A 24305-nucleotide genomic window follows, 5' to 3' on the forward strand; every position below is an offset into this window, starting at 1 on the left:
TTATTGTTTCCGTAATCATAATTTCCTTATACAAGGTTCTATTATACGCGATATGAAACGATAAACCTTGTAATAACCAAATTCAATTGACTTATTTCAATATAATGAAACTTCATCATCATTAAAAAGGTTGGTCATTCCGGATTCAATGATCTTGATTAATCAAAATGGACCCTGCTTCTTTCAATATGCTAAAATATGTATGATATTAAAGCGGAAACAGGGTAGATTAAAAGCCGATATCCAAAAGGAGTGCTGATTTATGATAATCGTAACGAATAGAATCAGAGTCAAAAAAGGTATGGGGGCAGTCATGGCCCCAGGATTCACTGCTCCAGGTCCACTTGATACTACGGAAGGCTTCGTAAAAGTTGAAGTATTATTAACGCAGAACTTATCGGATCACGATGAACTAAGCGTTAACATGTACTGGGAAAACCTTGATGCCTTTACCGCTTGGAGAAATAGCGATGCATTCAAAGCTGCACATAAACGGCCTGAACCAAGTTCCGGTGAAGCTAAAAAAGAATCTCCAATTCTAGGCAGCGAGCTAACTACGTATGAAGTCGCCTCGGTAAAAGAAATAGCTAAATAATAAAATCACACCCTGAGAGGCCGCGAAATATGCGGCCTCTTTTAATGGGGTTTATGGCTTGGTCCCACTTGGTAAGTTATTGGGCTTCAGCTTTCTTGATTTGTTTGCTTCTTAGCTGTCCGCAAGCTGCATCAATATCCGTTCCATGTTCTTGGCGGATTTTACAATTTACGCCTCTCTTTTTCAGCGTATCATAGAACGAGAGAACCGACTCTTTTTCACTTCTTTGGTATTGACTATGCTCATCTACAGGATTATATGGAATCAGGTTGACATAGAGCCGATGTTTTTTGTCATCAAGAAGGTCGGCGAGTTGCTCGGCTTCTTCTTGATGGTCATTGACATCTTTCAATAGGATATATTCAATCGTAATTCTTCTATTCGTTTTCTCTAAATAATAATCAAGAGACTTCATTAATTTTTCTATCGGAATACCTCGGTTTATTTTCATGATTCGTGTCCTAAGTTCATTATTCGGCGCATGTAATGAGATGGCCAGATTCACCTGTAATTTAGTATCGGTGAATTCATAAATCTTGTTGGCAAGACCGCTCGTCGAAACAGTGATCCGCCTAGCAGCGATAGCAAGACCCTTATGGTCCATGAGCACCTTCAAAAAGTCTATCATATTTTCAAAGTTATCGAACGGCTCACCAATACCCATTACAACAACATGGCTTACAACATCCTCTTGTTCCAATTTATCTAGATGCAATTGAACGTTCATGATTTGTTCCACTATTTCCCCGCTGGATAAATCACGGCTTTTGGCCAATAATCCACTGGCACAGAAACTGCAGCCAATATTGCAGCCCACTTGGGTGGTGACACAAACCGAAATACCGTATTTATGTCTCATCATAACCGTTTCGATAAGGTTTCCATCCTGTAATTTAAACAAGAACTTGATCGTACCATCTGCTGATTCTTGCTTAACGTGCTCAGTCAAAGTCTGGATGACAAAGTGCTCTTCAAGTAATTTTATGCACTCTTTATTAACATCCGTCATTTCAGAGAAACTCGTCACACGTGTTCTATAAAGCCACTCCCAGACTTGGGAAGCTCTGAATTTTTTATGGCCATGGTCCAAAAGCCATGCTGTCAATTGTTCGAATGTTAAACCATAAATGGACTCTTTATTCATTCGTTACCCTCTTTTCATTTCATTAAGTTTTAATTTTTAAATTCCCCGGAATTAACTCTTTCATTTATGATATGGTTCATTTCTATTTATCCGAAAAGCCCGATATATTTGCTCCAATAGAACTAGTTTCATTAATTGATGCGGAAAGGTCATTTTAGAGAAGGAAAGGGCATAATCACTTCTTGAAACCACCTCAGTGCTAAGCCCAAGAGACCCGCCAATAATAAAGGCAATTTTGCTCTTTCCATAAGTGGCGAGCTGATCGATTTGAGTGGCCAGCTGCTCGGAAGTAAGCTGTTTTCCATTGATTTCAAGCGTTATTACGTAGGTGTCCGGGCTGACTTTGGCCAGGATACGTTCACCTTCCTTTTGCTTTACGATATCCATGTCCGCAGCACTCAGGTTCTCTGGAGCTTTTTCATCCGGTACTTCAACAAGTTCTATATTAGCATAGGCACTTAACCTTTTTGTATATTCAGCAATTCCTTGCTTTAAGTATTTTTCCTTTAGCTTGCCAACAGTAATAATCGTTATTTTCATATATATCCTCTAACTTTCATTATGTTTTTACTTTCAGTTGTTGGATTTTTGCCTATCTTATATCATACCTTAGAGTGACCTATAAGCAAAACAAGCATATCCTTGCCAATTTTTAATGGGGGGTTCCATGGCCCTTAAAGTAAAAACCGCTGCCCCTGAAAGCGGCAACGGTAACCTTCATTTATTTTTAATGTTCATCGTGAAAATGTGGATGGTCCTATGTTCAGCTTCGATAAGGATTATGATTGATTTTCCCAAGGGTCCACTTTCCTAAATGGCCATTATAGTGTATACAAAAATGCTTTTATCAACAATAATTCTACCCTCCAGTTCATTCTTCGGAAAATGTTAAGAACAGGTTACAAACATGTTATCCACAATAGTTATCCACATATCCACAAAATCTATCCACATCTTGTATGGGAATATTAGTTCCCTACTAGATATATTGCCACGTTTCGACAATATTCACAGGTTGTTGATAACTGTTTTTCTTCAGAAACCAGCGTTAACACAGGATATGTTTCACATTCGTATACCACTTCATCCAGCGCCATGTCCACGTGTTCCTGACAGCAATATAATTTCATCTTTCATTCCTCCTTTCTCACTCATTACTCCAAGTACTTATTCCCAATTATCCACAAGTTACGTGAAATCTCTAATTTCAGTATATATCCACAGGTAATCGTAACAAAAAATAAGAAAATCACAAGGAAAGATAAAAGACAGGAAGCAATGACTGCCCCCTGTCCTTTCCGTTTTAGATTTCGCTGCTTGAAAGCTTGACTTCCGTAGTTTCTTTCTTTCCGTCACGGTAATAAATGATTTTAACTTTATCACCGATTTTCTTATCAATGTAAAGGTATTTCCTTAATTCCACGACGTCATGGATTTTTTCATTATCCATTCCCACAATGACGTCAAATTCCTTCAATCCTGCTCTAGATGCAGGAGAGTTGCTTTGAACGCCTGTTATTGCAACACCCGCAGTAACTTTCCTTGGCAACTTTAATGTATTTTTCTGATGGTATTGGGAAATTTCCTTTACGGATGTTAAGTTCACACCCAAGTATGCACGTTTCACTTCACCAAATTCCTCAATATCATTAATAATTGGAATAACTGAATCAATTGGAATGGAAAGACCGATTCCTTCCACCGCATTTTCTGCTATCTTCATGGAATTTATTCCGATGACCTGCCCTGACATATTAACGAGTGCTCCTCCGCTGTTGCCTGGGTTAATCGCCGCATCGGTCTGGATGACCTCTGCATTCCAATCGACTTGTCCGTCCTCATTGATATCCACGTCTATCGTACGCTCCAAACCGGAGATGATCCCTTGTGTGACTGATCCGGAGAATTGGAGGCCTAATGGGTTACCGATGGCAATCACGGGCTCACCTGGTTTCAATTTGCTGGATTTTCCGAATTCAGCAATGGTTTTGATTTTATCACCATTCACGACAATGACCGCTAAATCGGTCCATGGGTCACTACCTTGTAGTTTAGCTGGCAATTTAGTGCCATCACTTAATGTCACTTCCAATTCATTAGCGCCTTCAATGACGTGGTTATTCGTGACAATATAGGCCTTGCCCCCGTCTTTTTTATAGACGACACCAGAACCAGTGCCAGCTTCGGCTGAACTGTCCTCGGCGTTGCCCCCTTGATCCCAGAAGTTCGTTTTCTGAATGTTAGAGATGCCGACCACTGCGTCGCTGGCCTTATCTACAGCATTGGTGACGGCACTTGTTACATCTACAGTAAGGTTTTCCTGGGACTGCTTAGTGGGCTCACTCCCCGTTGATTTTTCCGTTGTAGTTTCGTTATTTAACAGTCCACTTCCCGGAAAAAATAATAAAATAAGTAAAGCCCCAATGATGGCGCCTCCCAAGCCAGCTAAAAAATAGCTCGTATTGCTCTTTTTCCGTTTATTTTGGTTCTCATCATTCTGATCATAATAACCCAAGACCGTTCCATCCTCTCATTTTAGGAATGAATTATAGCAATTCTATTGTTTGGTATCCTCCCTCAATTATACTCATTTACCGAAAATTTTCTAAAAAAATGTATGCTTTTATTTAAAGGGAAATTTAAAATTGACCAGGTTCAGCCATTTTCTTTTTCCTATACAGTTCTAACCAAATGATACCCCTTTTAATCCGAATAGTAACTTATGAATCGAAATTTTAAAAATAAAAAGGAATGAACAAGGTATCCCTCATCCATTCCTTTTATTTATAACGTAACAAGTTCCGTTGGTCTTTTCGGATCAGTATCATATAAGGAGAATTGATCACCAACGATGATCCCCTTTGTTTTTAAGGTCTGTTCTACCGACATTCTTGCTAGATCCTTCATATTGTTATCAAGGCTTAAGTGAGCCAAATAAATCCGCTTGGTCTTATCACCGGCCACTTCACTCATTGCAAGGGCTGCATCTTCATTACAAACATGACCAACATCACTTAAAATCCGGCGCTTAATGCTCCATGGATATTTTCCCATCCTCAACATGGACACATCATGGTTACTTTCGAATACATATGCATCGGCATTCGAGATGATTCCTTTCATCCGATCACTTACATACCCTGTATCAGTGATGACCACTAGTTTTTTGTCTTCATGATGAAAGGCGTAAAACATCGGCTCTGCCGCATCATGAGAAACACCAAAAGATTCTATATTAAGACTGCCGAACGTTTTGACCTGTTCCATTTCAAATGTGAATTTTTGTTCGGTTGCAATTTCACCGATTGATCGTTCCATGGCATTCCATGTCTTTGCATTCGCATAGATCGGGAGTTTATGTTTTCTGGCAACCACGCCCAGACCTTTAATATGGTCGCTGTGTTCATGGGTAACAAGGATACCGGATAACTTTGACATATCACGGCCTATATCCTGAAACAATGCTTCCAAAGCCTTACCGCTTAAGCCGGCATCGACAAGGAAAGATTGATCCTCCGTTTCCACGAATAAGGCATTTCCTGTACTCCCGCTTGCGAGAACACTAAAATGCATAGTCATCTATACTCACTCCAGTATTTTTTCTTCTGTATTTAATTCAATGACCTCTCCATCAATAGCATTCACGAAGAGATCCGTTTTGTCATTAAGCACCACCCACCATGTTGGCACAAGTAAATGTGATACAGATGTCGTCTGCAGCGAATTATAAAAACCTAGTTTTACATTCGTGACTTTGCTTTTGGGATCAATATCACCATTATCATATAATGCTCCTATAGCAGATAAAGCAGGTATTAATTCCTTGGGTTTATTGAATTTTTTAATCCCCTCTAAATACATCTGTTCATAGGAGACGATTTCACCCTTTTTGTTCAGATATAAAGTGACCTTCCCCTTACTATTGTTATAAAACATCTTTTTATCTGCCACTTGATAGCAGATGATGGTTTGATTGATTTTATCATAGCTCCAAAAGTGATAGTCAGCTCCATTTAATATATACTCCTTCAGGAATATATCAAGGTCCGCAGCATGAATTTCCGCTTTCATGCTAACCGGTGTTTTGAATGTACCTACGAGCTTCTTATCATCGATGATTTTTGCTTTTTGATTTTTCAGGTCCTGTATATCTTTCTTCTCGAAAGTCTTGCTTTGGGCAATCAGGAATTGATCCAACTTTTGTTTCGGAAGTGGGGTTTCTATTGAAATCTCATCTTCTTTCAAGAGTTCATCTATTGAAGACTCCGTGAAATTTTCTATTTGGTAGTCATTAATCTTTTCCAGGAATTGATAAAGAAGAAAAATATTCAAAATGAAAAAGACCATGATGAAAATTGACTTTGTATTATTCCAATCCACTTTGATCGCCTCCCGTATCTCCAGGCACAATAAACCATTTATCGCCGATACGATAATACCAAGTGGGTTCAAGTGTAACTAGTGTGACAAGTTTGGAATCCAGGGATTTATTCAGTTGATAGCCAATCGAGATGTCCTCCACGCTCTTAAAGTCGATATTATCTTTCGATTTCAACTGATTCAAGACTTCTCTACCACTTGGTAAAGTCACTACCGATTTTTCTGAAGGGAGGACTGAGGCAAGTGAAAAGTACGGGCGCTCGTAGCTATATATTTCTTCTTTCCCCCAAATTTGCTCGATTTCAGTCATTCCGGATTCATTGAAGGCCGGATAACCATTTACGAATAAGCGGAATACCACTCGTTGCTCATTCTCCGACATATAAGCAAAGCGATAATTATTATCTTCCCAACCAGCATGATCATTGATGAAATCAATGCTCTTTTGCAGAAGGTCATCGGAACTGCTGTCAAATAGCTTGCTCTTTTGTGCCGGATTGATATAAGAAATTAGGTAATTCTCTTTATTGATCGTCATCAGTCTTGTTCCATCCGTGTATTCCTCACCGGTCGAAACGGGCTCTTGGCGTACATACTTCGGATCATTAAATAACGCATTTTTTAGGTTTCCAATATCCAAATTGTCGATATAATATTGAAGTCTGTTGACCTCTATGGATTTTTCCGGAACGAACAACGTCCTTTTGCTGTTTATGGTTTCGGCCGTGTATTCAGGGTGCTTACTGTAAGAACCCGTATAAAAATCATCCATGAAATCTCTTAGTCTTTTAGAGTCGACCATACCTTGATAGATCTTCTCTCGATCGTAAGAAACAAAATAAACGGCAGATTCATTACCGCTGATATCCTTTTGTTTAATGATGATCCGATCAAATGAAAAGCTAGGCACGTCCTTATCCGTAATATTCAATACCGTTTTATAGAGGGAGATGGGCACATCATCGGAAAATTCGATTTCAATCGACCCATCTTCATGGACAAAGTCATCAAATTTCCTTTGCAGCCTTTTTACGGATATCTCTTTTACGCCGGTAAAACTCCATTGCGAAAATTCTTTTTCCATTTTATTTATTTCCACCGGATCGGAAGTCTGGAAATGTTGCCCATTTCCATGAAAAAGGATACTTACTGGTTTAACTACATCACTAACAATCTGGACATCGCTTTTAATCTTTATATAATTCGATTGGTCACCAAATTTATCATATTCAGGCTCATACGTCCAAATGCTCCAAGTCAAAAAAATGCTTGTCCCAACCAAAATAATCAGTATGATACTTTTTGCACGTTCAAAATTCATGACCAATCATCCTCTTCTTCCTGTTCGTAAGGAAGTGTAAAGAACACCGTAGTTCCTTTTCCATCCACACTTTCCGCCCATATTTTCCCGCCATGCGCCACGACCATTTCTTTTGCGATCGCTAAACCCAGCCCGGTCCCGCCCAAATTCCGCGACCTTGCTTTATCCACACGGTAGAAGCGGTCGAATATTTTATCAATGACGTTTTTCGGGATGCCCACTCCTTGATCTGTAATGCTCACAACGATAAAGCCATCCGAAGCCCTGACGCGGAAAGTCACTTGACCCCCTTCAGGTGAGTACTTCAACGAGTTGGAGATTACATTATAGAGAACCTGGGTGATTTTATCTTCATCAATATCCACAAAATAAGCTTCCTTAGGCAAATCACGCTTAAACGTGATGTCATCATTTTTCGTCATTTCAAAACGATCGATGATATGGTCATAGAATTTATTGAAATTCACCCAGCCCGTTTTAAGCCTGTAATCTTTACTATCCATTTTCGAAAGCTGTAACAGATCATTAACAAGCCTGATCATTCGCTCCGTTTCATTTTGGGTCACACTTAAAAAGGATGGAGCGATTTCCTCGTCCTTCCAAGCACCTTCAGCCAATGCTTCCAGGTAACTTCTCATCGTCGTTAGCGGAGTTCGCAGTTCATGTGATACGTTGGCAACAAATTCCCTGCGTTCGCCCTCGATTTTTTCCTGCTCTGTTATATCATGCAAAACAGTAATCAAACCATTAACGAATCCCGTTTCCTTTTGAATGACCGAAAAGTTCCCCCTCAAAATGAAAGGCCGATTTTTTTTGCTGTAATCAAGGATGACGGACTCTCGCTCTTCCAGTAAATCCTCAAATTTAAACTCTTCTTCAAGACCCAAAACCTCGATGATCGGTTGGTTCATGACGGTTTCACGCGAAACATTCAATAATTGTGCCGCCGGTTCATTAATCAAGTTCACCCGACCGCGCCTATCAGTTGATATTACACCGTCCGTCATATTGGAGAGGACGGATGAAAGCTTACGGCGCTCTCCTTCTGTGCTTGATTGCGACTCTTGAAGCTTTTTAGTCAAATTATTGAAAGTGACGGCAAGCTGACCAATTTCATCATCGCCATATACCCTTACTTTTCTGGAGAAATTCCCTTTCGCCATCACCAAGGCCTGTTTTCTCATATCCGACATGGGTCGAGTGATCGTTCGTGCGAGCAGGATCCCCAAGATGGCCGTAATGACCAAGGCGATGGCCGTTCCCGTCATGAAAATACCATTGATTTCATCCATCTGTTCAAAGACATTCTCCATCTCTGCTATTACATAGACGGCGCCAATGACCTCCCCATTTGCTTCAATGGGTGTCGAAAGAACCCAGAGCCGCCTGCCGCTTTTCTGATCTCGAAATACGTCACTTTCTTCTTTTCCATTAATCAGCGTATTTTTAATAAGGACTTCCGTTGTCTTCTTCCCTACAATATCCTGGTTACTTGGGGCTGCAATCACACGCCTGCTGCGAGTGTCAATGACACGTACTTCCGAAATATCATTCGAAGAATTATCCCGGTCTTTCAATATCATATCAATCGCTTCTTCGAGGGTTGGATCTTCCTCTCCCCTCTCTTTTTCCATTTCTTCACCAATACTGTAGGTAAGCAGGTTAACGTGACCTTTTATTGATTTCGTGAAGTTCCCGACAAGATTTTCTTCCAATTCCCCAACAAAATATACCCCGATTATCTGCATCGCTACAAAAATGAGCAACACATAAATCAGAACAAATTTAAAATGGATTGAGCGAAAAAAACCAACCTTTTTCATAAGAACTACTCCTGTTCAGGGTTACGCAGGTAATAACCGACCCCTCTTCTAGTTACAATCCAACCAGGATGGCTTGGATTGTCTTCAATCTTCTCACGAAGACGTCTGACCGTTACATCGACTGTCCGTACATCACCAAAATAATCATAGCCCCACACGGTTTGTAATAAGTGCTCCCTTGTCATGACCTGACCGATATGCTTCGCTAAGTAATGAAGCAATTCAAATTCGCGATGAGTTAATTCAATCGTATCGCCCCGTTTGGATACCACATAGGCATCCGGATGGATGGTGAGCGTTCCTATCGTAATTTCCTTCGGTTCATTTTCTTGATCTGGGACCGGGACCGCTTGCTGACGTCTTAAGTTCGCCTTAACGCGGGCAATTATTTCCCGGGTACTAAATGGCTTTGTGACATAGTCATCCGCACCAAGCTCTAAACCTAAGACTTTATCTATCTCTGAATCCTTAGCCGTTAACATGATGATTGGCGTTTCATACTTCTTCCTTACTTCCCTGCAAACTTCCATCCCATCGCGCTGCGGTAGCATGATATCAAGTAAAATCAAATCAGGTTGCCGTTCTTCTACCATTTTGAGGGCTTCATTGCCATCATAAGCACAAAAAACTTCATAGCCTTCCTTTTTTAGATTGAATTGTAATATATCGGCAATTGGCTTTTCATCATCCACTACCAGAATCTTCTTATCCATGTGCTTATCTCCTTTTTAATAACTAAACTGAATCTATTAAAAACCGTGTCCTTATCCGGGACTTTATTCACTTTTCCTTCTGCTTGCACCAATCTAGCATCCCAGTTCAACAAATTTATATATATATACCCAATAAAAGGGACTGAACACCGGAATGAAAGCGAATTGTATCTATTCTACTTTATCATTTTATAGGCATTAAATCACCTTTTTCCTATTATTCTCATCTATCTGTGAAGCAGAAGGAGTCTTCGAATATTTTTCGAAGACTCCCATCGATTACTGGCTTATATAGTTTAGCGGATTTACAAGAGAACCGTTTTTATATATTTCAAAATGGAGGTGGACACCTGTGGAGTGCCCTGTTGAACCCATCATGCCAATTTTCATGCCCTTCTCAATCTTTTGTCCGGCTTTTACATTTATTGAATCCAAATGGGCATATACTGTCTTATACCCGTTATTATGATTGATCGTTATCTTATTTCCATACCCTCCGGAGTTTCCAGCAGTTTCGATTATCCCATGATCCGCTGCCGTTATGGTCCTGGTGGTTGGCCGGGCAATATCGATACCTTTATGAAGTTTCCCCCAGCGCTGCCCCTGCTTGCTGGAAATATAGCCCCCATCTGCAGGCCATGAATATGTACCGCTCCCCTGTGAAGGAACGACCTTCGTGCCTTTTCTAGTGATTTCCATTTTGGCTTTTTCCGTGTTTTCTTTTTTTACGATCGTTTCACTGATTTTCTTACCATTTGTTTCAGATACTGCATATGTGAACGCCTGAACCCCCTCATTGCCAATTTGTTCAGTAATGAGTTCACCCTTGGGAAGTTCGTCATCCTCCTTCACTTTCTTTTCGAAAGGAATCCTCTCTTCCTTTAATACTTCTCTTTCCACCATTACGTTCACATAGGGCGTAAGCTGGGTCACATAGAGATGCTCGCCCTTTTTAAGCCCTTTGCCCTCATCCTGTCCTGGATTTAGCTCTAACAGTTGATCCAGGTCCATATCGTGCTGATTGGCAATTGCTTCAAGATCCTCATCTTCCCTAGCCTCATAAAGCGTCTTTTCTTTCTTTCCTTCTTCTATCATGGAAATGGTATCATCGACGGTCTTGATTTCAGCTGGATCGATCATTGATTCTTTAAACGTAACGGGAAGTGAAAACTTGATGTCCAGAATTCTACTTCCTGGTTCTTTTAACGGTTTTGCACCCGTTTCGTTTCCTTTTTTACCTGTTTCATATTCAGCGTATTCCTCTTCATTTACATATAATAACTTGATTTTTTCCAAAACGTCCTCAGCATCATCCCTTGACGCAACATAAGCGACCGCCTGATTATCTATGTCGATTTCATACGCCTTTGCTTTCACATTGAGCTTTTCTTGAATATCCTTTACAGCCTGATCTTCTTTTACTTCTTCACCAAATACCTCTTCAGGTACATATGACAGCTGCGACTCCCTATCGAATGTATAGTCTGGATAATCTCTCTGTGCTGCTTTTACCTTATCGGCTACGATCTCCTCTATTTCCGTTTCATCCGTTACACTTCCGACGAACTCATCATTAAGATAAACATGCTGAATGGTGGCAGTTTTCGATATCCCTGCGGCCGTCGCCATATTTCCAGCAAGCAATAAAATGACCGAAACCATCAACAGGATGATCCCCTTACCTTTTGAGCTAAACATATATTGTCCTCCTTAACGGCTCAGTCACCAATTAAGAAACTAATCAAATTTATTTTGAGATTTATTAGTCCAATTTAAATATCCACTTGCATATGACTGATTTCTATTATGATTTTTCACTCATAACTCTACCATAATAAAAAAAAAAACAAGAAACAGTCGTGATAATGTAATAGAACTGTATAAATGGTGACAACAAGTACCAATAAATATGCTAATGAGGAAGATTCGATACATTTCGAAATAAGGAGTGGACGTAAGCCCCGTAAGGATAAAAGCGGTTTATATGTCGACTTGGGTAAAATTGGTATGTTACAAATCGTTAACAATTCATTAACAAGATTTCATTTATAATACATCTGGATGTAAAACAAAAAAAACGCCCTAAAGGAAAGGCGTTTTTAAAAAGGATGGCTCAGGACGGAATCGAACCGCCGACACAAGGATTTTCAGTCCTTTGCTCTACCGACTGAGCTACTGAGCCAAATATTCTATTTTAGAACAAAAAAATAAAATGGCGGTCCCGACGGGAATCGAACCCGCGATCTCCTGCGTGACAGGCAGGCATGTTAACCGCTACACCACGGGACCAGTAAAGAATTATATAAAGAAGTGACCCATACGGGATTCGAACCCGTGTTACCGCCGTGAAAGGGCGGTGTCTTAACCGCTTGACCAATGGGCCGAAAAAAAATGGTGAGCCATGAAGGATTCGAACCTTCGACCCTCTGATTAAAAGTCAGATGCTCTACCAACTGAGCTAATGGCTCGTTCTAATGAAATGTAACTTTTCAGGATGTTTCACGTCTCAATGCAGCTACTCGCTTGATGTTGTTAATGCTTGTACTATTGTGACGACGCTTTTGATAATATCATGGTTATCATAGTTTAGGCAATAGTTTTTTTGAAATAAAATTATTTTTTTTATCTTTTTCCTTTTTCCTACTGTTTCAATCCATTCTTCCAATATCCCAGGTCTCTCGATTGTGACATCAGAATGCAGTGATTGATTCCAATAATGAAGAAGAGCCGGCTAAAAAGCCAGCTCCATTTCATCAATTACGCTAGACGCCAAGGGCTTCTCACGATATTTGTTTGGTTACGGTCAGGACCGACAGAGAAAGTAGTCAAAGGAATGCCTACCAATTGAGATACGCGCTCTACATAGTGGCGAGCGTTCTCTGGAAGCTCATCCAATGATTTGCATCCTGTGATGTCTTCTGACCAGCCTGATAGCTCTTCATAAACTGGCTTACATTCGCCAATCGCTTTTAATGTTGCTGGAACCTCATGAATGATTTCGCCTTTGTATTCATAAGCTACACAAATTTTGACCGTATCAAGACCTGATAACACGTCAATCGAGTTCAATGATAAATCGGTAATCCCGCTGACACGGCGTGCATGGCGAACGACAACTGCATCAAACCAGCCGACACGGCGCGGCCTGCCTGTAGTTGTACCATATTCACGGCCAACTTCACGGATTTGGTTACCGACTTCATCATGCAATTCTGTAGGGAAAGGACCATCGCCCACACGGCTTGTATATGCTTTACATACTCCAACCACATGATTGATTTTTGTAGGACCTACGCCAGAACCGATCGTAACGCCACCTGCAACAGGATTAGATGAAGTGACGAATGGGTATGTTCCTTGATCGATATCAAGCATCACGCCTTGTGCCCCTTCGAATAATACCCGTTTTCCTTCATCAAGTGCGTCATTCAATACAACGGATGTATCACAAACATATTTCTGCACTTGTTGTCCGTACTCATAGTATTCATCCATGATATCTTCGATTTTGAAACCTTCCGTTTCATAGAAGCGTTCAAACATACGATTTTTTTCGACAAGATTTTGAGCCAATTTTTCCTCGAAAATTTCACGGTCCAAAAGATCTGCCATGCGGATTCCGTTACGAGCAGCTTTGTCCATATAAGCAGGGCCGATTCCTTTTTTTGTCGTTCCAATTTTATTAGCGCCTTTACGGTCTTCTTCGACTTCATCCAATTTGATATGGTAAGGAAGAATGACATGTGCACGGTTAGAGATACGAAGATTATCCGTACTCACTCCATGACTATGTAAATAAGCAAGCTCCTCTACAAGAGCTTTTGGATCAACCACCATACCATTTCCAATGACACAAATTTTATCACTATAAAAAATCCCTGACGGAATTAAATGCAGTTTATAGGTAACGCCATTAAATTTTATTGTATGCCCTGCATTATTCCCACCTTGATAACGAGCGATGGCTTCCGCATTCTGGGATAGAAAATCTGTTATTTTACCTTTACCTTCGTCTCCCCATTGTGTACCGACTACTACAACTGATGACATCTGAATAAAGCACCTCCAAAGGTTCACGTAATACCGATTATTTACCGGTTCTTATCAAACAAACCTATTTTATCAATAATCCAAAGTGGAAGTCAATACAAAATCCGAACGTTACACATTTCAAAAAATACTTCGTTCGTAAATATGAAAAAAATTCTTTCCGTTTTCAAAATTGGTTTTGGATTGTCAATCCTTATTCTGCCCTTTGATTTCTTTTATTATTATCACCGATCCCTTTCTTTTTCCAAAATAAAAACAGCCCGCCATTGCATGAATGGCAGGCAGTTCCCTATGCGCCGGGAGACATCGAATCATCATCGAAGCGCCGTTCGAGGTTAACGAATTTATTATATTCTTTCACGAATGCAAGCGAAACCGTGCCTACTGGACCATTACGCTGTTTCGCTATAATGATTTCAATGATATTTTTATTCTCGGATTCTTTATCATAATAATCATCACGGTATAAGAATGCGACGATATCGGCATCTTGCTCGATACTCCCGGATTCCCTGATATCAGACATCATCGGACGCTTATCCTGGCGCTGCTCCACTCCCCGCGATAGCTGGGAAAGGGCTATGACGGGCACTTTAAGTTCACGAGCGAGCGCTTTAAGTGAACGTGAAATCTCGGATACCTCTTGCTGACGGTTGTCGCCTGAACGACCATCGCCTTGAATTAACTGCAGGTAATCGATCAATATCATGCCAAGCCCATGTTCCTGCTTCAAACGACGGCATTTCGAACGAATTTCACCAATCCTCACACCTGGCGTATCATCGATATAAATGCCGGCATTCGACAAGCTTCCCATCGCCATCGTCAATTTACGCCAATCCTCATCCGTTAAGGAACCTGTCCGTAAATTCTGAGCGTTGATATTTCCTTCAGCACAGAGCATACGCATAACGAGCTGCTCTGCACCCATTTCAAGACTGAAAATCGCTACATTCTCCTCCGTTTTGGTCGCAACGTTTTGAGCGATATTCAATGCAAAAGCGGTTTTACCAACCGAAGGACGGGCACCCACTATGATGAGGTCATTACGTTGGAACCCTGCTGTCATTCGATCCAGTTCAGCAAACCCTGTCGGTATTCCCGTGACATCCCCTTTACGGGTAGTCAAAATTTCTATGTTATCGTACGTCGCAACCAATACATCCTTAATATTTTGAAAAGACCCGGAATTCTTACGCTGGGCCACTTCCATGATCGTTTTTTCTGCTTCCCCGAGCAGCTCCTCGACCTCGTCCTCGCGACTGTAGCCTTCCTGAGCAATGTTGGTCGCTGTCCTGATCAAACGACGCAGCAATGACTTCTCCTCGACGATGCGAGCATAATATTCAATATTGGCCGCGGTAGGTACCGATCCGGCCAATTCACTTAAATAAGAAACTCCGCCAACCTCTTCAAGGTTTTTTGTCGCAGCCAATTCCTCTGTCACCGTAATCAAATCGACAGCTTTTCCTTCGTCATTCAAATTAAGCATCACATTAAAGATTTTTTGATGAGAGCTTCTGTAAAAATCCTCCGGAATCAAAACTTCCGATGTAACGGTCAATGAAGAGGGCTCAAGAAAAATGGCTCCTAGCACAGCCTGTTCGGCTTCTATATTTTGAGGGGGAATTCTATCCTGAAATTGTTCTATCATATCTTAAAACCTCCCATTCTAAGAGGATACCATTTATATGTTTCTAGTAAAAAAGAAAAAAAGTGAAAGGACAACATGCCCAATCACATTTTTCGTCTATCTCTATTTTATCAATTTTTCACAGATATGAAACAGCTAAAATTAGTTAATTTCTTTCACATGCACAGTCAGTGTCGCAGTGACTTCAGGGTGAAGCTTGACTGGAAGCTTTGTATGCCCTAAAGTGCGGATGCCTTCAGCAAGCTCCATTTTACGTTTATCAACCTTGATACCGTGTTTTTTCTGAAGCTCCGATGCAATTTGTTTAGTCGTGATGGAACCGAATAAACGCCCGCCCTCACCGGCTTTGGCAGATAGTTCAACCGTTAGTTTCTCCAGCTGCACTTTCAATTCTTCAGCATGCTGCAGTTCTTCTGCTGCAAGTGATTCTTCTTTATTTTTCTGGGCTTCCAATGTTTTTACATTTGTATTATTTGCTTCAACGGCCAATCCTTGTTTTAGCAGGAAATTATGTGCATAACCATCTGCAACATTTTTAACTTCCCCTTTTTTCCCTTTACCTTTTACGTCTTTCAGAAATATTACTTTCATTCTTTTTGTCCCCCTTCTAAATATTCATCTATAGCTGTTTTTAATCGACTTTCTGCTTCATCAATGGAGCATGCCTGTTGAGTAGCGGCATTTGTTAAATGTCCGCCTCCATTTAACATTTCCATGATCACCTGTACATTGATATCACCAAGCGATCGCGCACTTATGCCTACTGTATCATCAGATCGCTTAGCCATTACAAAGGAAGCAACAACGCCATCCATGGTCAATAGGGTGTCCGCAGCCTGAGCAATGAGCACCTGATTGTGGACCTGATCGGTTTTTGCCGAGGCAATTGCAATTCCCTTTTTATAAAAGATAACTTCTTCAATGAGCTTTGACCGTTTAATATAGGTGTCAACGTCTTCTTTTAAGAACTTCTGGACAAGTACCGTATCAGCTCCATGTGCCCTTAGATAAGAGGCTGCATCGAAAGTACGTGAACCTGTTCTTAAAGTGAAGCTTTTCGTATCGACAATGATCCCTGCAAGTAGCGCCGTTGATTCCAGCATATCTATCTTACTGCGTTTCGGCTGATATTCAAGCAGTTCGGTCACAAGTTCTGCTGTTGAAGACGCATATGGCTCCATATAGACGAGCAATGAGTTTTTGATGAACTCCTCACCCCGGCGATGATGGTCGATGACTACAACCTTATCGATCCTATTCAATAACCGCTCTTCAATTACCATAGAAGGTTTATGTGTATCGACCACAACCAGCAATGTCTCATCCGTAATCATTTCAAGAGCATCATCAGGAGTTATAAACCGGGCATAAAGCTCTTCTTTATTTTTGATTTCCTCCATTAAACGAAGTACACTGCTATCAAGCTGCTGGGTGTTAATTACAATATAGCCTTCACGTTCATTCATTTGGGCAACTTTCAAAATGCCGATGGCTGAACCGATTGCGTCCATATCCGGGTTTTTATGGCCCATGACAATGACTTTATCACTATCAAGGACTATATCCTTCAATGCATGGGAAATCACACGTGCACGGACCCTCGTGCGTTTTTCCATCGGATTGGTTTTACCGCCATAGAATTTCACTTTTCCATTCGCTTGCTTGATGGCTACCTGGTCACCGCCCCGTCCTAAAGCGAGATCCAAGCTGGACTGTGCAAGTGTACCTAGTTCCGGTAAGGATGACACTGCCGAGCCGACCCCGATGCTCAAGGTCAATGGTACATTTTGCTTGGCCGTCGTTTCCCTGATTTCATCCAAAATCGAGAATTTTCCCTTCTCAAGTTGCTGAAGGATATGCTCATTAAAGACAGCGATGAATCGCTCCGAGGAAACCCGTTTAAAGAAAACGCCATTATCCCTTGCCCATTTATCAAGAAGTGAGGTAACCAAGCTATTAATGCTGCTTTTACGCTGATCATCCATACCCTGTGTCAAATCATCATAGTTATCAAGGAGAATGATCGCAATTGCCGTTCGCTCATCTTCATATAGTTTCTCGATTTCCACTTGCTCCGTCACATCAAAAAAGTAAAGAAGCCTTTCCTCTCGCTTATGGACCACTTTGAATTTCCGATCGTGGAGCGTAATTGTCTCTGTCTCGATCTCTTGCTTAATTAACGGAACGATCGAGTCCGCAACATCGTATAGCGATCTTCCTGCCAAGGAGTCTTCACTAAAACACGAAGCCAGGAATGGATTGGTCCATTCAATGTAATAATCCTCATTAAAGAGCATGATCCCAATTGGCATTTCCAATAACGCTTCCTCACCGACCTTTTTTAAACGGTAAGATAAAGTCGTTATATACTCTTCTGTCTTACGTTGCTTTTTTTCTACCATTCTTAATGTTAAATAAAATAAACCAGCAAGAATCAATAAACCAACAAGTGCAATAACCCAATTATAATAAGCCAGTACGCCCAAAAGTAACACGCCCGCGGCCAGCATCCCATACACTGGGGACTTAATCGAGTATTCTTTCAAATAAGATGGCATAGTTTCAGCTCCTAAAAGCATCTGTTTTACAAAAAAGTCTATTCCTTTTTATTGATCGTCTCCCTAAAAGGAAATCCTAAATCTATTATACCTAAAAATCGTACGGCCGTTGTAATAATCGGAATCGGCAGCAGCAAAGAAAAAACCACGATTAAAACAGGTATGGCTTTAGCCCATGACTTCACATGAGCGATATAAAATATCAGGGAATATCCTTGTAATAAAATGAAGAACTGCAGGATGAAAAATAGGTTCGATATGGCCATATATACAAAACTATTCTTGTCCGTATTCACAAAAAGAGCAAGAAGCATCGTAATTAAATAATACCATAAAAGGCTTTTCGGGAGTCGAAGATCTCGAAAATGAGGCCATTTTAGCGTCTTATCGCTGAACCTCTTCACAATGGGATGTGCAGCAAAGAAAATCAATAAAACCATGCTGACTGATATCAACACGAACAAACTTGGCATCAGCGTGTTTATCATATCGATTGATTCATACATCTGCTTTTTGACTTGTTCCGTCGGTGCCTGTCCTAAAGAATCCATGATGTCGATTGTTTTTTTTATAGATCCTTCAGCCATATTCATCGATTCTTCTATGTAATTAACATCCGTTATTAACACTGAAGCTGCATATATTAATAAAATTCCTCCCAGGAAGACAAGGACTGCACTTATGAACATAGGTGCCATCGGTTTGTCCTTTTTCAAAAAATAGCCGATCGCAATTCCCGTTGCCCCCATAAGTAAGGTAAGCGGGACAGACAATATCGTCCCGATGAGGATCGACAATAGTGAAGCAATGAATAGGTAACCGAGGCTCCACGATAACTTTTGTTTGATTGTGACCAGTATGAATGGAATGGGTAAAAAGAAAGTAGTGAAGATACCCACTAGCGGGACTTGAATGGTGATGAACAGTAAAATGCAATATAGTGCCAAAAGGGCTCCACCCTCCGCAATTCGTCTCCCGTTATTCATTTTTTCACCCCCCCGTTAATATTAAAATTAATGTCTTATCTTCATATTGTATCCGTTACGGCCAGGATATTTCAAACATCACATTCTTTTTTAGGATATGATTATTTTTTGTAAGGAAAACATCTTTTTAAATTCTTTTTAAAAATAAAAAAACCGCAATTCAGCGGTTTTTCAGCATAAGATCCTAACTTATAAAAAAAGGCACATTAAGGAAAACTCCTCAATGTGCCAATTTATTATTCACCAGATACATATGGAAGTAATGCCATAGTACGTGAGCGTTTAATAGCAATCGTTAATTTACGTTGATATTTAGCGCTTGTGCCAGTTACACGACGTGGTAAAATTTTACCGCGTTCTGAGACGAATTTTTTAAGAAGATCTGTATCTTTGTAATCAATTTTAGTGATTCCGTTAGATGTGAAATAACAAACCTTTTTACGCTTACCGCGTCCTTTACGTCCACCCATTGCCATAATAAATTTCCCTCCCTGCTTTTTAAATTTTCATTTTAAACGGCTGTTTAAAACGGAAGATCGTCATCTGAAATGTCGATTGTTTTACCGTCATTTGCAAATGGATCATCATCTACACGAGTGTAGTTGTTATTGCTCCGTTGATTCTGATTAGGATTTTGTCCATACGAATTGTTGTCATTTCCGTTATTATTGTTACCATAACTTTTTTGACCTCCACCGTAAGAACCGCCTTCATTTCTTTCACCCGCTGAACTGCTTCGTGGTTCAAGGAATTGAACGCTCTCAGCCAGAATCTCCGTCACATATACGCGTTTGCCGTCTTGTCCTTCATAATTACGTGTTTGGACACGTCCATCCACGCCAGCTAAACTGCCCTTTTTCAAGAAGTTAGCTACATTTTCTGCCGGTTTACGCCAAACTACACAGTTAATGAAATCCGCTTCACGTTCACCTTGCTGATTCGTAAAACCACGATTCACAGCTAAAGTAAAGGTAGCTACGGGAACTCCATTAGGTGTATATCGCAATTCAGGATCTTTAGTTAAGCGTCCTACCAAAACTACGCGATTCATCATCAGAATCAACCCCTAGGTTTCAAACTTGTTTCACGTGAAACAAGATTAGAATTTATATTAAAATATTGGATTAGACTTCTTCTCTAGTAGCCATGTGGCGAATAATGTCTTCACTGATTTTAGCAAGACGATCGAATTCTTGAATCGCAGCACTTTCAGCGTTAACTTTAAGAAGCATGTAGTAACCATCACGGAAATCATTGATTTCGTATGCAAGACGGCGTTTACCCCATTCTTTTGCTTCTACTTCCGCACCATTATCAGAAAGGATTGTGTTGAAACGTTCAACTAAAGCTTTTTTAGCTTCTTCCTCAATGTTTGGACGGATGATATACATAATTTCGTATTTTCTCATCACTGTCACCTCCTTTTGGTCTAAGCGGCCCAATTGGGCAAGGAGCAATTATTTATAATTACTCACAAGATAAAATTATAGCATAGTTAAAGTGGCTTTGCAACGAACGGATCGACTTATTACAATTAATTGAAATCTAATGATTAGAGGCTCAAAAAAAGACCCTGCATTGGGAAAATGCAGGGTCTTTATATCTTAAACGTTGAAACGGAAATGGATTACATCGCCATCGTTAACGATGTACTCTTTTCCTTCTAATCGAACTTTTCCTGCTTCTTTTGCAGCACTATGACTGCCCGCTTCAAGCAAATCGGTATAAGAAACGATTTCGGCACGGATGAAACCACGTTCGAAGTCCGTATGAATGACACCTGCACATTGAGGGGCTTTCATACCTTTTCGGAATGTCCATGCACGCACTTCCTGTACACCAGCTGTAAAGTATGTTGCCAATCCGAGCAGATTATATGAAGCACGGATCAACTGGTCAAGACCCGACTCTTCGATGCCAAGTTCAGATAGGAACATTTCCTTTTCTTCACCTTCAAGCTCTGCAATTTCTTCTTCGATTTTGGCACAAATTACGATTACTTCTGCATTTTCCTTCGCTGCATATTCACGAACTTGCTGAACATATTCATTCTCGTCAGCATTAGCCACTTCATCTTCGCTCACGTTCGCCACATAAAGAGTCGGCTTCGCCGTAAGCAAGTGCATGCCCTTCACCATTTTTTGCTGTTCTTCGGTAAATTCAACTGAACGGGCGGGCCTTTCATTCTCCAATGCTTCTTTTAAAGCCACAAGAATTTCATGTTCAGCCACTGCGCCTTTATCCTTTTGCTTGGCCATTTTTCCGACACGGTCGATGCGTTTATCAACGGATTCCAAATCGGCCAGGATCAATTCAAGGTTGATGACTTCGATATCATCGATTGGATTTACTTTTCCAGAAACATGAGTAATGTTATCGTCTGCGAAACAACGGACAACCTGACAAATTGCATCCACTTGACGGATATGGGAAAGGAATTTATTACCGAGACCTTCTCCTTTACTGGCCCCTTTTACAATTCCGGCGATATCCGTGAATTCAAATGCTGTCGGAACCGTTTTTTTTGGTTTAACCAATTCTGTCAATTTTTGCAGACGGTGATCTGGCACTTCAACAATCCCGACATTTGGGTCAATCGTACAGAAAGGATAGTTGGCAGATTCCGCACCTGCCTGAGTAATTGCATTAAATAAAGTGGATTTACCTACGTTAGGCAAACCTACTATACCAGCTGTTAAAGCCATTTATATTTCACTCCTTCAAGATAATTCGTACATATGGGAAAAAGTCTGATTTTCTATAAAAACCATCCAATTACCTAAACCTTTCCCAATTATAGATTTCGCTTCCTAAAAAGACAAGTAAATCATGAGAAACTCAGGACTGCCTTCACTCAAAAAAAAGCATGATCACTCCTCATGCTTTTGTAGAACTTTTTTCATTTTCTTCGCGAATTCACGTCGAGGCAGCATTACGCTATGACCGCAGCCTTCACATTTTATCCGGATATCCATACCAAGTCGAATGATTTTCCACTTATTTACTCCACAGGGATGTGGTTTTTTCATTTCCACAATATCCTTAAGCGCAAACTCTTTTTCTTCCATAACCATGAGCCCCCTAATTCCTATGACTCGCTGCCATTGTACGTAGATTTAATCCCACTTAAATCAAGCGCAGCACTTATTTCTTTTCTTAATATTCTACTCATTTCGACATGATGCATCGGTTTTGTTTCAGCAGTGACCCGAAAGACAACTTCATCAGGACTTATCGCTTCAATTCCTAAAAATTCAGGTGCTTTGACCAAGAAGTCATATTTGCCTTCCATATTATTCAAGGTTTGAATGAGTACCCTCTCAGCAAGTTCTACTGATCCATCATTAGGTATAGCTACATCCACAACAGCCTTACTATTTAATATAGAATAATTTGTAACTTGAACAATACTACCATTAGGTATGAGGTGCAATTCTCCTGAGCTACTTTTAATCTTTGTTGTACGAAGCCCAATTTCGAGAACTTCACCCTCAAATGTATTAATTTTAATATAGTCCCCAACCGAGAAGTGATCTTCAAAAATCACAAAGAATCCTGTGATAATATCTTTTACCAAACTTTGAGCACCGAACCCAACTGCCAAACCAAGTATCCCAGCTCCAGCCAGCAAAGCCTTTACATCAAATCCGAAAATTTCAAGAATCATTACCAAGGCAATAAAATTAATAACATAAGTGACTATATTTTCCAGCAACTTAATGAGTGTCGTTTCTCTGCGCTCTGAAACGCGAATTGGACTTCTTAAGCGAACCGCGAAAAATTTACTTATGACCGTCTTTCCTATTCTAATAATAATACGTGATAACAGGAGAACAAGGAAGATTTTAATGATTCCTTCCCCTAATAGTAACCATAATTTTTCATCCATTACCTCTTTTGTAACGTTATCATAAATGCGTTCCATCTTTTCCTCCTGGCTAATCCAAAATTCTGCAAAACTTTTATATTTTCTCTATGACTTTACCATTCCGACTTATTCCTCTACCCCTCATGCTGTGAGATAACCCGAATAGGAGAAGTTTCTCTATTTTATCAATAAATAAGGGTTTCTGTACAAAAAAAATATGGGTATATAGGTAAAAGAAATAGAAGTTTTTTCCGAGTTAATCCAGTATTTTTTTACTAGAATGTATAAATGAAAGCAATTGGTAGAGGAAGAAAAGTCAATCCATTTCCCCTTCACCTGTTTGCAAGTTCTACAAAAATTTCCCTCATCCGTTACGTTAAATACCGTATATTTTTTCCTTTTTATCCGTATACTGTAATACCAAGTAAAGTAAAGGAGTTGAGCCGATGAATCTGAATTCTAGTCTATTTAATAATAATAAAAATAGATTGAGCCGCATCCTGCATGAAGATACGGATGCATCCAAACAAATTTCCCAGGAATTAATCAACCTTCTACCAACTGGAAAGCTTCAAACAATCGTCATCGTCTGTATAGGCACAGACCGTTCTACAGGCGATTCCCTCGGACCACTTGTCGGCACTCTGCTAAGTGAAAAAGCTGAAAACAGTTCTTCATCGTTCCATGTTTATGGTACTTTAGATGACCCTATACATGCTATGAATTTATCGGAAAAATTAAATGAAATAAAAAAGATTCATACCAATCCATTTATAGTCGGAATCGATGCTTGCTTAGGGAAGATGAAAAGCGTCGGTATTGTCCAAATCGGTCAAGGACCAGTGAAACCAGGTGCTGGGGTCAATAAAGATCTTCCTTCCGTTGGAAATGCCCATATAACAGGAATCGTGAATGTAAGTGGCTTCATGGAGTTCATGGTCTTGCAAAACACTCGTCTTAATCTTGTGCTAAAAATGGCCAAAACTATCGCCGAGGGGATTTATGAAGCACAAAATCATTATCCAGTAAAACCTTCCATCACTCCTTTCACATTGTCATTCAAGCAAGAAAAGACCCTTTGATCGGTTTTGCTGATCAAAAAAATGAAGGAAGGGATTATCCCCTTCCTTCTTTTATTTAGGCTGTTTTCACATACTTTGTTGCTATTTACCAGGTAGTGAGTTGTGGTTGATTTCCCCTCCAGATGCTCGCT

The 24305-nt window shown here is 40.2% G+C and carries 23 protein-coding genes and 4 tRNA genes; 2 read left to right on the forward strand and 25 right to left on the reverse strand.

Annotation, left to right across the window (positions count from 1 at the left end; translation table 11 throughout):
- Nucleotides 1–262 precede the first annotated feature (262 nt).
- Entirely contained in the window at nt 263–595 is a 333-nt protein-coding gene (locus tag ACFX4L_RS13645) for a heme oxygenase (RefSeq protein WP_377382801.1), read from the forward strand.
- A gap of 76 nt (nt 596–671) precedes the next feature.
- Here ACFX4L_RS13645 and rlmN read toward each other — a convergent pair whose 3' ends face one another.
- The 25 genes from rlmN to ACFX4L_RS13770 all read right to left on the reverse strand — a co-directional run bounded on the left by rlmN (nt 672) and on the right by ACFX4L_RS13770 (nt 23149).
- A complete protein-coding gene (gene rlmN, locus ACFX4L_RS13650; protein WP_061465897.1) occupies nt 672–1739 on the reverse strand; it encodes a dual-specificity RNA methyltransferase RlmN in 1068 nt (355 codons plus the stop codon).
- 60 nt (nt 1740–1799) lie between these two features.
- A complete protein-coding gene (rlmH, locus tag ACFX4L_RS13655) occupies nt 1800–2279 on the reverse strand; it encodes a 23S rRNA (pseudouridine(1915)-N(3))-methyltransferase RlmH (protein WP_061465898.1) in 480 nt (159 codons plus the stop codon).
- Between the two features lie 428 nt (nt 2280–2707).
- Nucleotides 2708–2869, reverse strand: coding sequence for a CxxH/CxxC protein (locus ACFX4L_RS13660; RefSeq protein WP_089363709.1), 162 nt, complete (start codon nt 2867–2869; stop codon nt 2708–2710).
- Between the two features lie 173 nt (nt 2870–3042).
- On the reverse strand, nt 3043–4254 hold the full coding sequence (locus ACFX4L_RS13665) for a S1C family serine protease (RefSeq protein WP_377386685.1): 1212 nt from the start codon (nt 4252–4254) through the stop codon (nt 3043–3045).
- Nucleotides 4255–4523: 269 nt separating this feature from the next.
- Nucleotides 4524–5318, reverse strand: coding sequence for an MBL fold metallo-hydrolase (locus ACFX4L_RS13670; RefSeq protein ID WP_089363707.1), 795 nt, complete (start codon nt 5316–5318; stop codon nt 4524–4526).
- Between the two features lie 6 nt (nt 5319–5324).
- Complete coding sequence (locus ACFX4L_RS13675) at nt 5325–6119, reverse strand: two-component system regulatory protein YycI (RefSeq protein WP_377405420.1); 795 nt, start codon at nt 6117–6119, stop codon at nt 5325–5327.
- Nucleotides 6106–7440: a YycH family regulatory protein gene (locus ACFX4L_RS13680; protein WP_377405422.1), complete on the reverse strand. Its 1335-nt coding sequence runs from the start codon at nt 7438–7440 to the stop codon at nt 6106–6108. Before ACFX4L_RS13680 ends, ACFX4L_RS13675 begins: the two co-directional genes overlap by 14 nt.
- Nucleotides 7437–9263 carry a cell wall metabolism sensor histidine kinase WalK gene (walK, locus tag ACFX4L_RS13685; protein ID WP_377405424.1) on the reverse strand — a complete coding sequence of 609 codons (1827 nt, stop codon included), beginning with the start codon at nt 9261–9263 and terminating at the stop codon, nt 7437–7439. The genes ACFX4L_RS13680 and walK overlap by 4 nt, the downstream gene beginning before the upstream one ends.
- Before the next feature lie 5 nt (nt 9264–9268).
- Complete coding sequence (gene yycF, locus ACFX4L_RS13690) at nt 9269–9976, reverse strand: response regulator YycF (protein ID WP_034316131.1); 708 nt, start codon at nt 9974–9976, stop codon at nt 9269–9271.
- Between the two features lie 279 nt (nt 9977–10255).
- Nucleotides 10256–11674 (reverse strand): peptidoglycan DD-metalloendopeptidase family protein, encoded by a 1419-nt coding sequence (locus ACFX4L_RS13695; RefSeq protein WP_377405426.1) that lies wholly within the window; start codon nt 11672–11674, stop codon nt 10256–10258.
- Between the two features lie 411 nt (nt 11675–12085).
- A tRNA-Phe gene (locus tag ACFX4L_RS13700) sits at nt 12086–12158 on the reverse strand.
- Between the two features lie 31 nt (nt 12159–12189).
- A tRNA-Asp gene (locus ACFX4L_RS13705) sits at nt 12190–12265 on the reverse strand.
- Nucleotides 12266–12287: 22 nt separating this feature from the next.
- Nucleotides 12288–12359: transfer RNA gene (locus ACFX4L_RS13710), tRNA-Glu, on the reverse strand.
- 9 nt (nt 12360–12368) lie between these two features.
- Nucleotides 12369–12444 (reverse strand) — tRNA-Lys (locus ACFX4L_RS13715).
- A 289-nt stretch (nt 12445–12733) separates the two neighbouring features.
- Nucleotides 12734–14026 carry an adenylosuccinate synthase gene (locus ACFX4L_RS13720; RefSeq protein ID WP_061465905.1) on the reverse strand — a complete coding sequence of 431 codons (1293 nt, stop codon included), beginning with the start codon at nt 14024–14026 and terminating at the stop codon, nt 12734–12736.
- A 289-nt stretch (nt 14027–14315) separates the two neighbouring features.
- The gene (dnaB, locus tag ACFX4L_RS13725) at nt 14316–15680 is read right to left on the reverse strand and encodes a replicative DNA helicase (RefSeq protein ID WP_061465906.1); all 1365 of its coding nucleotides are present in this window, start codon (nt 15678–15680) and stop codon (nt 14316–14318) included.
- Nucleotides 15681–15821: 141 nt separating this feature from the next.
- Nucleotides 15822–16271, reverse strand: coding sequence for a 50S ribosomal protein L9 (gene rplI, locus ACFX4L_RS13730; RefSeq protein WP_061465907.1), 450 nt, complete (start codon nt 16269–16271; stop codon nt 15822–15824).
- Nucleotides 16268–18238, reverse strand: coding sequence for a DHH family phosphoesterase (locus ACFX4L_RS13735; protein ID WP_061465908.1), 1971 nt, complete (start codon nt 18236–18238; stop codon nt 16268–16270). Before ACFX4L_RS13735 ends, rplI begins: the two co-directional genes overlap by 4 nt.
- 38 nt (nt 18239–18276) lie before the next feature.
- The gene (locus ACFX4L_RS13740) at nt 18277–19224 is read right to left on the reverse strand and encodes a YybS family protein (RefSeq protein WP_377405428.1); all 948 of its coding nucleotides are present in this window, start codon (nt 19222–19224) and stop codon (nt 18277–18279) included.
- Between the two features lie 236 nt (nt 19225–19460).
- Nucleotides 19461–19700, reverse strand: a complete 240-nt coding sequence (rpsR, locus tag ACFX4L_RS13745) for a 30S ribosomal protein S18 (RefSeq protein WP_053348323.1) — start codon at nt 19698–19700, stop codon at nt 19461–19463.
- A 47-nt stretch (nt 19701–19747) separates the two neighbouring features.
- A complete protein-coding gene (gene ssb / locus ACFX4L_RS13750; protein WP_061465910.1) occupies nt 19748–20278 on the reverse strand; it encodes a single-stranded DNA-binding protein in 531 nt (176 codons plus the stop codon).
- 70 nt (nt 20279–20348) lie between these two features.
- On the reverse strand, nt 20349–20633 hold the full coding sequence (gene rpsF / locus ACFX4L_RS13755) for a 30S ribosomal protein S6 (protein WP_034316153.1): 285 nt from the start codon (nt 20631–20633) through the stop codon (nt 20349–20351).
- A 195-nt stretch (nt 20634–20828) separates the two neighbouring features.
- Nucleotides 20829–21929 carry a redox-regulated ATPase YchF gene (gene ychF, locus ACFX4L_RS13760; RefSeq protein WP_289319276.1) on the reverse strand — a complete coding sequence of 367 codons (1101 nt, stop codon included), beginning with the start codon at nt 21927–21929 and terminating at the stop codon, nt 20829–20831.
- 165 nt (nt 21930–22094) lie between these two features.
- Entirely contained in the window at nt 22095–22292 is a 198-nt protein-coding gene (locus tag ACFX4L_RS13765) for a DUF951 domain-containing protein (RefSeq protein ID WP_061465912.1), read from the reverse strand.
- A 20-nt stretch (nt 22293–22312) separates the two neighbouring features.
- The gene (locus ACFX4L_RS13770; RefSeq protein ID WP_061465913.1) at nt 22313–23149 is read right to left on the reverse strand and encodes a mechanosensitive ion channel family protein; all 837 of its coding nucleotides are present in this window, start codon (nt 23147–23149) and stop codon (nt 22313–22315) included.
- Between the two features lie 389 nt (nt 23150–23538).
- Between ACFX4L_RS13770 and yyaC the strand changes: the two genes are divergently transcribed.
- Nucleotides 23539–24174 (forward strand): spore protease YyaC, encoded by a 636-nt coding sequence (gene yyaC, locus ACFX4L_RS13775; protein WP_061465914.1) that lies wholly within the window; start codon nt 23539–23541, stop codon nt 24172–24174.
- Nucleotides 24175–24305 lie beyond the last annotated feature (131 nt).

It is taken from the genome of Peribacillus sp. YIM B13482, assembly GCF_042787975.1.
Taxonomy (GTDB): domain Bacteria; phylum Bacillota; class Bacilli; order Bacillales; family DSM-1321; genus Peribacillus; species Peribacillus simplex_A.

Excerpts from the sequence above, each read along its gene's own strand:
- ACFX4L_RS13645 (WP_377382801.1), top strand. The coding sequence starts at position 263 with ATGATAATCGTAACGAATAGAATCAGAGTCAAAAAAGGTATGGGGGCA.
- rlmN (WP_061465897.1), bottom strand. The coding sequence starts at position 1,739 with ATGAATAAAGAGTCCATTTATGGTTTAACATTCGAACAATTGACAGCA.
- rlmH (WP_061465898.1), bottom strand. The coding sequence starts at position 2,279 with ATGAAAATAACGATTATTACTGTTGGCAAGCTAAAGGAAAAATACTTA.
- ACFX4L_RS13660 (WP_089363709.1), bottom strand. The coding sequence starts at position 2,869 with ATGAAATTATATTGCTGTCAGGAACACGTGGACATGGCGCTGGATGAA.
- ACFX4L_RS13670 (WP_089363707.1), bottom strand. The coding sequence starts at position 5,318 with ATGACTATGCATTTTAGTGTTCTCGCAAGCGGGAGTACAGGAAATGCC.
- ACFX4L_RS13680 (WP_377405422.1), bottom strand. The coding sequence starts at position 7,440 with ATGAATTTTGAACGTGCAAAAAGTATCATACTGATTATTTTGGTTGGG.
- walK (WP_377405424.1), bottom strand. The coding sequence starts at position 9,263 with ATGAAAAAGGTTGGTTTTTTTCGCTCAATCCATTTTAAATTTGTTCTG.
- yycF (WP_034316131.1), bottom strand. The coding sequence starts at position 9,976 with ATGGATAAGAAGATTCTGGTAGTGGATGATGAAAAGCCAATTGCCGAT.
- ACFX4L_RS13695 (WP_377405426.1), bottom strand. The coding sequence starts at position 11,674 with ATGTTTAGCTCAAAAGGTAAGGGGATCATCCTGTTGATGGTTTCGGTC.
- ACFX4L_RS13720 (WP_061465905.1), bottom strand. The coding sequence starts at position 14,026 with ATGTCATCAGTTGTAGTAGTCGGTACACAATGGGGAGACGAAGGTAAA.
- dnaB (WP_061465906.1), bottom strand. The coding sequence starts at position 15,680 with ATGATAGAACAATTTCAGGATAGAATTCCCCCTCAAAATATAGAAGCC.
- rplI (WP_061465907.1), bottom strand. The coding sequence starts at position 16,271 with ATGAAAGTAATATTTCTGAAAGACGTAAAAGGTAAAGGGAAAAAAGGG.
- ACFX4L_RS13735 (WP_061465908.1), bottom strand. The coding sequence starts at position 18,238 with ATGCCATCTTATTTGAAAGAATACTCGATTAAGTCCCCAGTGTATGGG.
- ACFX4L_RS13740 (WP_377405428.1), bottom strand. The coding sequence starts at position 19,224 with ATGAATAACGGGAGACGAATTGCGGAGGGTGGAGCCCTTTTGGCACTA.
- rpsR (WP_053348323.1), bottom strand. The coding sequence starts at position 19,700 with ATGGCAATGGGTGGACGTAAAGGACGCGGTAAGCGTAAAAAGGTTTGT.
- ssb (WP_061465910.1), bottom strand. The coding sequence starts at position 20,278 with ATGATGAATCGCGTAGTTTTGGTAGGACGCTTAACTAAAGATCCTGAA.
- rpsF (WP_034316153.1), bottom strand. The coding sequence starts at position 20,633 with ATGAGAAAATACGAAATTATGTATATCATCCGTCCAAACATTGAGGAA.
- ychF (WP_289319276.1), bottom strand. The coding sequence starts at position 21,929 with ATGGCTTTAACAGCTGGTATAGTAGGTTTGCCTAACGTAGGTAAATCC.
- ACFX4L_RS13765 (WP_061465912.1), bottom strand. The coding sequence starts at position 22,292 with ATGGAAGAAAAAGAGTTTGCGCTTAAGGATATTGTGGAAATGAAAAAA.
- ACFX4L_RS13770 (WP_061465913.1), bottom strand. The coding sequence starts at position 23,149 with ATGGAACGCATTTATGATAACGTTACAAAAGAGGTAATGGATGAAAAA.
- yyaC (WP_061465914.1), top strand. The coding sequence starts at position 23,539 with ATGAATCTGAATTCTAGTCTATTTAATAATAATAAAAATAGATTGAGC.